General features: G+C 69.5%; 10 protein-coding genes and 4 pseudogenes. 11 read left to right on the top strand and 3 right to left on the bottom strand.

The features are described 5' to 3' along the window. Positions 1-66 precede the first annotated feature (66 nt). The 4 genes from AMK22_RS33810 (at position 67) to AMK22_RS33795 (ending at position 3,694) form a co-directional block, all read left to right on the top strand. Positions 67-1,302 (top strand): IS701 family transposase, encoded by a 1,236-nt coding sequence (locus tag AMK22_RS33810; protein WP_073791238.1) that lies wholly within the window; start codon positions 67-69, stop codon positions 1,300-1,302. Positions 1,303-1,654: 352 nt separating this feature from the next. Continuing rightward, entirely contained in the window at positions 1,655-2,740 is a 1,086-nt protein-coding gene (locus AMK22_RS33805; protein ID WP_073791236.1) for an NAD(P)H-dependent flavin oxidoreductase, read from the top strand. Between the two features lie 64 nt (positions 2,741-2,804). Further along, a complete protein-coding gene (locus AMK22_RS33800) occupies positions 2,805-3,398 on the top strand; it encodes a hypothetical protein (RefSeq protein WP_073791235.1) in 594 nt (197 codons plus the stop codon). A gap of 44 nt (positions 3,399-3,442) precedes the next feature. Continuing rightward, positions 3,443-3,694, top strand: a complete 252-nt coding sequence (locus tag AMK22_RS33795; protein ID WP_143203635.1) for a hypothetical protein — start codon at positions 3,443-3,445, stop codon at positions 3,692-3,694. Here the strand turns inward: AMK22_RS33795 and AMK22_RS33790 are convergent. After that, positions 3,680-4,216, bottom strand: a complete 537-nt coding sequence (locus AMK22_RS33790) for a winged helix-turn-helix transcriptional regulator (protein ID WP_073791253.1) — start codon at positions 4,214-4,216, stop codon at positions 3,680-3,682. The genes AMK22_RS33795 and AMK22_RS33790 overlap by 15 nt on opposite strands. Positions 4,217-4,496: 280 nt before the next feature. Between AMK22_RS33790 and AMK22_RS41530 the strand changes: the two are divergent. The 5 genes and pseudogenes from AMK22_RS41530 to AMK22_RS33765 all read left to right on the top strand — a co-directional run. After that, positions 4,497-4,738: pseudogene (locus AMK22_RS41530) on the top strand (steroid 3-ketoacyl-CoA thiolase); the annotation flags it as partial. Further along, positions 4,735-5,820 (top strand): alpha/beta fold hydrolase, encoded by a 1,086-nt coding sequence (locus AMK22_RS33780; RefSeq protein ID WP_242434277.1) that lies wholly within the window; start codon positions 4,735-4,737, stop codon positions 5,818-5,820. The pseudogene AMK22_RS41530 and the gene AMK22_RS33780, both read left to right, overlap by 4 nt. Positions 5,821-6,467: 647 nt before the next feature. After that, positions 6,468-6,668 carry a helix-turn-helix domain-containing protein gene (locus tag AMK22_RS33775; RefSeq protein ID WP_143203634.1) on the top strand — a complete coding sequence of 67 codons (201 nt, stop codon included), beginning with the start codon at positions 6,468-6,470 and terminating at the stop codon, positions 6,666-6,668. Next, positions 6,647-7,075: a hypothetical protein gene (locus tag AMK22_RS33770; RefSeq protein WP_073791230.1), complete on the top strand. Its 429-nt coding sequence runs from the start codon at positions 6,647-6,649 to the stop codon at positions 7,073-7,075. The genes AMK22_RS33775 and AMK22_RS33770 overlap by 22 nt, the downstream gene beginning before the upstream one ends. Beyond that, entirely contained in the window at positions 7,072-7,710 is a 639-nt protein-coding gene (locus AMK22_RS33765) for a hypothetical protein (protein WP_073791228.1), read from the top strand. The genes AMK22_RS33770 and AMK22_RS33765 overlap by 4 nt, the downstream gene beginning before the upstream one ends. A gap of 34 nt (positions 7,711-7,744) precedes the next feature. Here AMK22_RS33765 and AMK22_RS33760 read toward each other — a convergent pair. Further along, a pseudogene (locus AMK22_RS33760) lies at positions 7,745-8,928 on the bottom strand (thiolase family protein). Positions 8,929-9,430: 502 nt separating this feature from the next. Here AMK22_RS33760 and AMK22_RS41525 point away from each other — a divergent pair. Then, entirely contained in the window at positions 9,431-9,592 is a 162-nt protein-coding gene (locus AMK22_RS41525) for a hypothetical protein (RefSeq protein ID WP_242434276.1), read from the top strand. Positions 9,593-9,604: 12 nt separating this feature from the next. Next, positions 9,605-10,075: pseudogene (locus AMK22_RS41520) on the top strand (tyrosine-type recombinase/integrase); the annotation flags it as partial. 36 nt (positions 10,076-10,111) lie between these two features. Here the strand turns inward: AMK22_RS41520 and AMK22_RS33750 are convergent. Further along, positions 10,112-10,666: pseudogene (locus AMK22_RS33750) on the bottom strand (IS6 family transposase); the annotation flags it as partial. Between the last annotated feature and the right edge of the window lie 51 nt (positions 10,667-10,717).

Raw genomic sequence — 10,717 nt, 5'->3', positions numbered from 1 at the left:
ACCCCAACCGAAACGGCGAGGTTAGGTTGATTTGATCTTGGGAATTGATTTCGTCATGCTGCTCCTGTGGACTTGGGCGAGATCGAGCAACTTCGGTACGAGCTGGCCGCGTTCGTGGCTGAGGTGTTTGCGCCGGTGCCGCGCCGGGATCAGCGGGCGAAGGGCGACTGTTATCTGCGCGGGTTGATGCTGGACGGCCGGAGGAAGTCGATCCAGCCGATGGCCGAGCGGCTGCCGGACGGCGATATGCAGGCCCTGCAGCAGTTCGTGAACCAGTCGCCGTGGGACCACGCCGCGGTGTTGCGGGCGGTGGCTGTCAAGACGGTCCCGGCGGTGGGTCCCGAGGTGTGGGTGATCAACGACGTGTCGTTCCCCAAGGACGGGAAGATGTCGGTGGCCGTGGGCCGACAGTGGTGCGGAGCTCTGGGCAAGCAGTCCAACTGCCAGGTCGCGGTGAGCCTGCATGCCGCCTCCGACACCGCTTCCGTGCCGATCTCGTGGCGGCTTTTCGTGCCGCAGGAATGGCAGGACGATGCTGGGCGTCGGGCCAGGGCGAGGATGCCCGAGGAAGTGCGGCACCGGGAGAAGTGGCGACTGGCCCTTGACCTGATCGACGAGGCGATCTCCTTGGGCCTTGCCCCGCAGATCATCGTCGCCGACGCCGGGTACGGCCAGAACAACGCCTTCCGGCAGGGTCTGACCGACCGTGGCCTGGATTTCGTCGTCGCGGTGAGGGCGGATGAATCCGCCCACCCGTACGACGCCGTCCCCACCGCGCCGGCCTGGAGCGGAAACGGACGCAAGCCCGCCACCCGCTACCGCACCAAGGCGCTCTCGCTGAAAGACCTGGCCGCCGAACCCGGCCGCAAGGCCTACCAGCAGGTGACCTGGCGCAAAGGCTCCAAGGGGCCGATGCGCTTGAGATTCCAAGCGCGGAACGTGCGTCCGGCCGGTGTCGCAGCCCGCACCCACGCGATGGCCGCGGCGGGAGGATCCACCGCGTGGGACGGGACACTGCCCGCACTGACACTGCTCAACGAATGGCCGACAGGCCAGAAGACGCCCACCAACTACTGGCTGAGCACCCTGCCCGCCGACACCCCCCTGCAAGAACTGGTACGAACCGCCAAGATCCGATGGCGAGTTGAGCACGACTACCGCGAGCTCAAGGACGGCCTCGGTCTGGACCACTTCGAAGGCCGCAACTACCTCGGCTGGCACCGCCACGTCACCCTCACCTCCCTCGCCCAGGCCTTCTGCACCCTCCTGCGACTCGACCCAAAAGCCCCTGCGCCGGCCTGACCCTCTACGCGGTCCTCGGCGCCCTCCAGGCCCTCCTACGCGCATGGACCGGCACATGCCCCACCTGCCACCGCGACTTACCCAACACACAACGACAACGCCGCAACCACAGAGCCACAACCTAACGAAGTACTACTAGGTGTACGAGCGGGTGCATGCGGGGTGGGACGGTCCGGCCCGGCGGCCGGGATGGCCGCTCGTCATGCAGTCACCGTAGGGCAGATGGTTTGCTTTTCCAACCCTCCAGCTCTCTGGTAAGTTCAGTTTTCCAACCCGATGCTCCGGTCGGTTGGCTCCCCGGCCCCCAGGTGGCGTGCCTGCCGTCGCGAGGGGCCCGAACGAAGGAGTGGACATGTCCGTCGGCCGAGTGTCGACCCGTACCCACATCACCGAGCTCCTCGGCATCGACCACCCGATCGTGCAAGGGCCGTTCGGTGGCGGCTACTCCACCGTCCGCCTGGCCGCCGCCGTGTCCAACGGCGGCGGCCTGGGCTCCTACGGCGCCCACGTCCTCGCCCCTTCGGGCATCGCGGCCACCGTGGCGGAGATCAAGGCCCGCACCGCGCGCCCGTTCGCGGTGAACCTCTGGATACCGCAGCCCGGCGAACGCGAACTGACCATGACCGAGTCCGAGTTCGCCACCCACCTCGGGCGGATCCGTCCGTACCTCGACCGGCTCGGCCTGCCCGACCCGCAGTTCCCCGCGTCGTTCGGCCAGGACTTCGAGCAGCAGGTGGACGCGCTGCTGGAGGCCCGGCCGCCGGTCTTCAGCTTCGTCATGGGCATCCCGCCCGGGAACGTCCTGGCCGAGGCTCGGCGGCGCGGCATCGTCACCCTCGGGACGGCGACGACCGTCGACGAGGCGGTCGCGCTCGACGAGGCGGGGGTCGATGCCGTCGTGGCCTCCGGGGCGGATGCCGGGGGCCACCGAGGGGCATTCCTGCGGCCGATGGAGGAGTCCCTGGTCGGGACGTTCTCCCTCGTCCCGCAGGTCGTCGACGCCGTTTCGGTACCGGTCGTCGCCGCCGGCGGGATCGCCGACGGCCGCGGGATCACTGCCGCACTGGCACTCGGCGCCGACGCCGTCCAGATCGGCACCGGATTCCTCGCCACCGACGAGTCCGGCGCGAGCCCCGACCACAAGCGGGCCCTGCACAGCCCGCAAGCCCGCGTCACCGTGCTGACCAGCGCCGTCTCCGGCCGCCAGGCCCGGACCATCGCCAACCGGTTCGTGCGGGACATGGCCCGGCACGAGGGCGACCTTCCGCCGTATCCGGTCCAGGGCGCACTCACCGAGCCCATCCGCCGCGCGGCCGTTGAACGGGGGCTCCCCGACTACCTCAACCTCTGGGCCGGGCAGGCCGCACCGCTCACCCGACCGCGCACGGCCCAGGAATACCTCGCCACCCTCGTCGAGGAAATCCGGCCCCGCGTGTAACGGCACGTTCCCTCCCGTGCGGCCCCCGCGCGGCCACCCTCTCTCATCACACAGGACGGACCCCGTGCTGTCTTCGACGTCGGCCACCACGCCGACCGCCACGGAAACCACCACAGTCGACGAGTGGTTGGCGGACCCGGAGTTCCTGGTGACCGCGGACCCAGAACGGGTCATCGCGCTGCTCGATGTGGCGTCGAGTCCGGCGGCACGGGTGGGGGCCGCGGTGTACCGGGTGTCGGCGGAGCTGCATCGTGCGGCCGGTGCGGGCGTGCGGCGGCAGTTGCTGGCGCTGGACGCAGCCCGGTACGGGGAGCGGGAGTTGTCCGCGCGGATCGCCGCGGTAGTGGTGGAGGGCGAGCCCGCCGGGCGGTGGAGCGTCGAGTGGTCCAGCGGCTCCCGGCTCGACCCGCGGTGCCGGCCGACCCCGAACGGTTGCCTGGGTCAGACGACGGCGATAGCGACGTTGGTCGTGGACGGTCGCACCCTGGCTGTCACGGGCCATTACAGCGGGGCGGTGGCGGTACGGGATCCGGTGACCGGCCGGCAGGTCGGCCGGCAACCCATGACCGGCCACACCCGCCGGGTGTCGGCGGTGGCGACGACGTTGCTGGACGGCTGCCCCGTGGCCGTCACCGGCGGGGACGACGTCCGGGTGTGAGGCCTGACGACCGGCCAGCAAGTGGGCCGGCCAGCGTGTTCGGGGTGCTGATCGCGGCCGTCCATTTCGCGTCGGCGATGGCGTGTGACGGCCGCGGTGCGGTGTTGATCACCAGTGGCATGCCGCGGCCCGAAGCCCGGTACACCAGCCTCTCGCTGGGCAAGGCCGGTGCGAGGGTGCTCACGGAACTGCTCTTCGAGGAGTATCGCCCGCACGGCATCCACATCGTCACCGTCGCGGTCGACTGCCGCATGGTCTGTGGCGCGCTACTGGACGCCGCATCAGCAGCGGTATGAGCAGTGGCGCCGCGAAGTCGTGCACACCGGTTCGACGCCTGTCCGACCAGGCCCGGCTCTTGGATCAATCCGGCCCGGCACGGTCCAGCCGGGGGTTGTGAAGCGCGGGGTGAGGGAGCGGCTCTCCACCTCCGTGCCGCAGGCGCGGCAGACGACGGCCGGGTCGAGCGTCGCGCCGCAGGAGTGCTCGAAGACGGTCGGCGGCACGTCGTTGAGGCGGCGGTCGCCCCAGCGCAGCAGCATCAGCACCACGGGGCGGAGTTCCTCTCCGGCCGGGGTCGGGCGGTACTCGTACCGGGGCGGGCGGTCGTTGTACTGGACCTTCTCCAGGACTCCGGCGTCCACCAGGCGGCGCAGCCAGGTGGTGAGGATGTCACGTGGCGCCCTGATGTTGCGGGCGATGCCGTCGAAGCGGTGCACACCGAAGAAGACCTCGCGCAGGACCAGAAGCGAGTACTTCTCCCCGACCACCGCGAGCGCGTCGGCGATCGAGCACGGGCGGGGGGTTGCGGCTGTGGTCATGTCGCTCACCGCAAGGATCCCGGGTTGGCTTTTCCAACCCACCCGCCTATAGTGAGTCCGGCTTTCCAACTCGCTAATGGAGGTGGTGGGCATGGACGGGCTGATGCTCAGTGTCCAAGCCGCACAGCGGCCGGGCGAGGCCGAGAGCATCGCCGCCGCGAACGGCTTCACCTTCGGCCTGCACAGCCCTGCTCGTCACCGGCATGGCGTTGCTGCTCAGCGCCGCGGCCGTCGTACTTTCCTGGCCAGAGCCCCTGAGCACACCTGGCCGAACACTCCCCTCGACGAGGCCTTCGCGAGCGTGGTCCTCACCCGGCCGCAGGAGACCGGTTTGCCGATCCGGCGAAGGTCGACGTCAACGGCGGCGCCATCGCCGTCGGCCGCTCCCTCGGCGCCAGTGGCACCGGACTGATGACCACCTTCGTCCATGCCCTGCACCAGCGCGGCGCCCGCTGTGCCCTGCAGGCGATGTGCGAGGCCGACAGCCTCGCCAACGCCACCATCCTGGAGATACTCAAGTGAACCACCCCAGCACCCTGACCACCTTCACACGTGCCAGCGTCCCCCTGACCTCGGGCACAGCCGCCGGCAACGGTGACTCGATCACCTACCACGCAGCCGGCCCGGAGGACGGTCCCATGCTCGTCTTCGTCCACGGCTGGCCGGCCAACGGCCGCACCTGGAAGCACCAACTGACCGCCTTCGCCGCGCTCGGGTTCCGCGTAATCGCACCCGACATGCGCGGCTACGGAAGCTCGACCGTGCACCAGCAGCGAGACGCGTACGCCCAGGAGCACCTCGTGGACGACATGGTCGCCCTGCTCGACCGGCTCGACCGCGAACAGGCCGTCTGGATCGGACACGATTGGGGCAGCGCAACCGTCTGGGGCCTCGCCGGTCACCATCCCGAGCGCTGCGCGGCCGTGGCCAGCATCTGCATCCCCTACCGCACGCTCGAACGAGGGGTGCCGGCTCTTCTCGAACACGTCAACCGCTCGATCTATCCGCCGGACACCCACCCGTACGCCCAGTTCGACTACATGCACTACTACGCGTCCGAGGCGGAGCGAGCCGCGCAGGTCCTCGACGCACGGCCGGCCAACACCGTGAGGGCCTTCTTTCGTGGGGGCGTCCCGGCCGCTCACGGCAAGCCGGGACCGACTTCGGAGATCACCCGCAACGGGGGGTGGTTCGCAGGCGCGGACGCGGTCCCGGACCTCCCGCCCGACACCCGAGTCCTGGACGAGGAACTGCTCGCGGACCTGACGTCCTCGCTGACCCGAACGGGATTCGCGGCCTCGATCGCCTACTACCTCAACGACGAAGCCAACCGCACCTACAGCGACACCTCGCTGAACGGCGGACGGCTGGACATGCCGGTCCTGTACCTCGAAGCGTTCTACGACCAGGTCGCCGACACGTCCCTGTCCCGGCTCGCGGAGCCCATGCGGCGCTACTGCACCGACCTCACCGAGGAATCCATCGAGGCGGGCCACTGGGCCCAGCTCGAACAGCCCACCGCCGTCAACGCCGCACTCGCCCGCTGGCTTGCCACAAAGACCCCAAGCCTGTGGCCCCAGCCGACCCACCCGCCCAGGAGCTGACACCAGGTCGGCGATCACAGCGGCGGGGCCGGGCCACGCCGCCGTCAACCGGCGCCCTGCCACATGACTCCCGGACCCGACCGGAACCACATCCCCAGCTCACCCCCGCCACCCGACGTCGGAACGCTCTCCTGTTCCAGTATCCGGAGCTGTTCGGGGGAGACTTCCTGCAGAGTTCCCCACCGAGATCCCCGAGGGCCACTGGGGTGGGTACGGAGAGATCAGGCCGCTCGCGACGATCCTCACCCGGCTCACCAAGCACGACACCGAGCGGGCCCGTGGGCTCGCCGCCCAGCGCATCGCCGCCAGCCGAGTCGAGCACACCCGCCTGCCGTAGTCAGTGTCCTCGGGGCACTCACGGAGTGGCTCCGCTATCGCCCCTGCCGGCCCACGGGCGGCTTCGTCAGCGATTCAGCGGACGTCGGGGCCAGGGGCTCATTTCGTGGGATCGGCCTGGACTGACCTCAGTCCAGTGGCTCGGCTCGACGGGTCGACCCGGGGAATTGATCGGTTGTTGGTAGTTCCGTCGGGCTGTCTCCTGGATCTGATGGTCGTGGGGCATCGTCCGGGAGTGTTCGTTCGGCCGGTGAGCATGGAGGAAGGCCGGCGAACTGCGGCGGCTCGGCCGGACCTCGAAGGGCCCCGTGATGCTGCGGCGGGCGATCGTGGTGCTGATGTCCGCCCAGGGCCAGCCGTTGAAGAGCATCACCTCACTGCTGCGGGTCGGCCAGGACTACGTGCGCGATGTCATCCACGCCTTCTACGAGCGGGGGTTCGGCGCGCTGGACCCAAAATGGAGCGGGGGCGCCCGAAGACGGTCAGTGAGGTGCGCGAGCGCATCTGTCTGATCGCCCGGACGTCCCCCGCCGACTGGGCTGTCGCCACGTTCTCCGCCCGGAGCCTGACCAAACTCGCCGAGCACCTGGTCAGGCCCGAGGTGCTGCTGGTGCTCTCCGCCGATGCCAATGGCATCGTGATGAGACCGGACGCGCTGCGGCCGGACACCGCGAAAGCGGCGGCGGGCAAGAAGCGCGGACGAGGCGTCTTCCGCACTCGCCTCGCATCCGGGGAGGAGAGCCGCCGCAAGCGAATGGCCGCGCTGGCCTGCGTCTACGAGGCCGCCCCGGCACCCCGGCGCCCGCACGACGTGATCGCCGTGCCCGGTGGCCGGACCGGCGGCCGTGCGCTACGCAAGGGACCGCGTGCCCGGGCCAAATGGCTGACCGCTTCGGTCGACCGTGACGCCGCCGCGTGATCGCCGCCGCGTTCGGCCAGGCCGATGCCCGCGACCCCGCCCACCGGCGGTGCCGGGTGGTGCTGGCGGACGGCGACCGCCACCAGATCGAACCGGTCGAGGCCGAGGCCGCTCGCCGGAAGGTGACGATCCATCTGATCGTGGATCTGATCCACGTGATCGAGTATCTCTGGAAGGCGTCCTGGTGCTTCCACGCCAAGGACAATCCGGCCGCCGAGGACTGGGGCCGCGCCGAGCATGCGCTGGCCCTCCTGCACGGCCGTTGTGCCGAGGCGACCGCCCGCATCGCGCGGCAGGCCGATGACCTGGGGCTGACGACCGAGCGGTGCGGGGGCGTCGAGGAGTGGGTGCGCTACCTCGCGAACAAGGAGCCCTACCTGGGCTACGCGCAGGCCCTGGAGCAGGGCTGGCCAATCGCAACCGGGGTGGTGGAGAGCGCGTGCCGCCACTTGATCGCGGACCACTTCAACATCACCGGATCCAGGTGGAGCGTCGAGGGTGCCGAAGCCCTCCTCCTGCTCCGCGCCGTGATCATCAACGGAGACTTCGAGGAATACTGGCTGCACCACGTCGAACAAGAACATCTCCGCACTCGGCAGGCCCGCCACCAGGACGGATACGCCCTCACCGCTTGACCGAGCAGGTCACTACGAAAGAGCTGCACCCAGCTCAGATCCGCTCCAGTACCGTCGCGTTGGCGAGCCCGCCGGACTCGCACATCGTCTGCAGGGCGTAGCGCGCGCCTCGCCCCCGCATGGCGTGCACGAGCGTGGTCATCAGGCGAGCTCCGCTCGCGCCGAGCGGGTGGCCGAGGGCGATTGCGCCGCCGTGGATGTTGAGGCGGGCCGGGTCCGCGCCGGTTTCCGCGAGCCAAGCGAGCGGGACGCTGGCGAAGGCCTCGTTGACCTCGAAGAGGTCGATGTCGTTCAGGCCAAGCCCCGCCCGTCGCAGTGCCTTCTCTGTGGCCGGGATGACGCCGGTCAGCATCAGCAGGGGGTCGGAGCCGGTGACGGCGAAGCTGTGCAGTCGGGCGAGGGGTCGCAGGCCGAGCCGCGCGGCGGTCTCGCTGCTGGTGATGAGCACGGCCGCGGCTCCGTCGTTGGTCGGGCTGCTGTTGCCGGCCGTGACGGACCAGTCGATCTGCGGGAAGCGGGCGGCGAAGGCCTCGTCCTCGAACGCGGGCCGCAGGCCGGCCAGGACCTCGGGTGTGGTGGTCGGGCGCACGCTCTCATCCCGGGTGACGAGCCGTCCCTCAGGCGTGGTGAGCCGGGCGGTCTCGGCGTCGAAGAGGCCGGCTTCCCAGGCGCGCGCGGCTTTGGCGTGCGAGTCGGCGGAGAAGGCGTCCATGGACTCGCGGTCCAGCTTCCAGCGCGCGGCGATCAGTTCGGCGCTGACGCCCTGCGGCACCAGGCCCTCCGGGTAGCGGGCGGCGATGCCCGGACCGAACGGGTCGGCGCCCGGCGGCACGTTCGACCACATCGGGACCCTGCTCATCGACTCGACGCCGCAGGCGATGACGAGTCGTAGGCGCCGGCGATGACGCCCTGCGCGGCGAAGTGCACGGCCTGCTGAGAGGAACCGCACTGCCGGTCCACGGTCGTGGCGGGGACGGTTTCTGGGAAACCGGCGGAGAGCCAGGCATAGCGGGTGGTGTTCATCGCCTGCTCGCCGACCTGGTCGACGGTGCCGCCGACCACGTCGTCCACCAGCGCCGGGTCGACCCCGCTGCGTTCGACCAGCGTGCGCAGGGTGTGGGCGAGCAACTCGACGGGGTGCACGGACGACAGCGCGCCGCCTGGCTTGCCCTTCCCGATCGGGGTACGCACGGCCTCGACGATCACTGCATCCCTCACATTGGCCTCCCTGGCCTTCTGACCCACCAGTCCAACTACTGGCGAGTAGGAAAACTGGACCCACTATAGGCTCGTCAGTAGGAAAATCCAACCTGCATCTCATGACCCCATCCACTCCGAGCGCCTCCAAGCTGTGCGACATCCCGCAGGTTCCTCTGAGCCCCGCTGAGTTCCTGTCCCCGTGGCCAGGGTGTTCTTCCTCCTTCGGGTGCTGTGCGGCTCTGTGACGTAACTTCGGGATTCTTGAAGCGTTCTCATCTCGTCCGACCGATGTGCGGTCGGGCTGAAGGCGAGGAAGATCGGGTTGGCGCTGGCGGTCGTACGGGATCTGCGCGAGCACTGAGCGCCCGCGTCGGCGGAGGAGCTGGAGCGGTTCGAGACCGACGTACTGTCCGGGTTTGTTCTCGCGCGGGCCTCGGCGGGGCTGGCGGATGGCACGATCCGCGGGGACGTCGGGCACCTGGAGCAGATCAGGACCTGGTTCGGCCGGCCGCTGTGGGACATGGAGCCGGCGGACGCCGACGCGTACTTCGGCAAGGTGTTGCGGAACTCACCCAGTGGTACTCGGCTGGCCCGGTCGCAGGCGCTGACGACGTACTTCCTGTTCCTGGAGCTGCGGCACAAGGTCGAACTCCACCGGATGACCGGCCGGGTCATCGAGTGACCGATCGGCGAGATGAACCGGCCGCGTGGGGCGAAGGACGCCCAGCTTCGGGTCCCGCCGACCGAGCCGGAGGTCGGGACGCTGTTCACGGGCTGGGGCGGCGAGCTGGCCACCTGCCGCAAGTTCGCCCCTACCGCCAGGAACTACACCGCCTCCAAGCTGATGTCCCAGGTCGGCCTGCGGGTCAGTGAGGCGTGCAAGCTCGACCTGGCGGACATCAAGTGGGATCTGGGACGCTTCGGCAAGCTCCACGTCCGTCATGGCAAGGGCGCCCGCGGCTCCGGGCCGCGTGAGCGGATGGTCCCGCTGCTCAATGGCGCAGACCGCACGCTGCGGTGGTTCATCGAGGACGTGTGGGGACAGTTCGACGACGACCACACCCGCCCGGGCGCCCCGCTGTTTCTCTCCGAGCGCAAGAACGCCGACGGCTCCTCGCGCCGGGTGGGCGACGATGCCCTGCGCGGCGGGCTCAAGGATGCGGCGAAGGCGCATCTGCCGTGGTGGGGCGAGAAGCTGACGCCGCATGTCCTGCGTCGCGCGTTCACGCTGCCTCGTCGGCTGATGACTGTTCTCGGCGGCCCGGTTGTTCAGGCCCTTGTGGGAGCGGTGCTCGACGGAGGACATGATTTCGCGGTGAGCGGCACCGTAGGAGCGAAGCTTGTCCGTGACGACCACCCGCGGTACCGCACCGGTCTTCTTCATCAGCCTGCGGAAGAAGCGCCTGGCCGCAGCCTTGTCCCGCTTCCCCTGGACGAGGATGTCGAGCACGTTGCCGTCCTGGTCGACGGCCCTCCACAGGTACTTCCGTTCGCCGTTGATCTTGATGAACACCTCGTCCAGATGCCATTTGTCCCCGGGCCGGGGCCGTCGGCGGCGTAGTCCGTCGGCGTAGGCCTGCCCGAACTTCACACACCACCGGCGGACCGTCTCGTACGAGACGGTGACACCGCGCCGGGGCATCAGCTCCTCCACCTCACGGAAGCTGAGCGGAAAGCGGAAGTACAGCCACACGCAGTCGGAGATGACCTCGACCGGGTACCGGTGCCCCTTATACGACGGCAACGCGCTCACCACGGACGATCCCCTCCAGCGTGATCAACTTCGAGGATCCTCCCACGCCGCCCG

Source organism: Streptomyces sp. CB01580 (genome assembly GCF_001905795.1).
In the GTDB taxonomy this organism is placed as follows: domain Bacteria; phylum Actinomycetota; class Actinomycetes; order Streptomycetales; family Streptomycetaceae; genus Streptomyces.
Note: the sequence above shows the minus strand (reverse complement) of the source record. Positions and strands in the feature narration are given on the sequence as shown.

What these genes read in the sequence shown, in the direction of transcription:
- AMK22_RS33805 (WP_073791236.1), top strand. Translation starts at nt 1,655, where the DNA reads ATGTCCGTCGGCCGAGTGTCGACCCGTACCCACATCACCGAGCTCCTC.
- AMK22_RS33790 (WP_073791253.1), bottom strand. Translation starts at nt 4,216, where the DNA reads ATGACCACAGCCGCAACCCCCCGCCCGTGCTCGATCGCCGACGCGCTC.
- AMK22_RS33775 (WP_143203634.1), top strand. Translation starts at nt 6,468, where the DNA reads ATGCTGCGGCGGGCGATCGTGGTGCTGATGTCCGCCCAGGGCCAGCCG.
- AMK22_RS41525 (WP_242434276.1), top strand. Translation starts at nt 9,431, where the DNA reads ATGGAGCCGGCGGACGCCGACGCGTACTTCGGCAAGGTGTTGCGGAAC.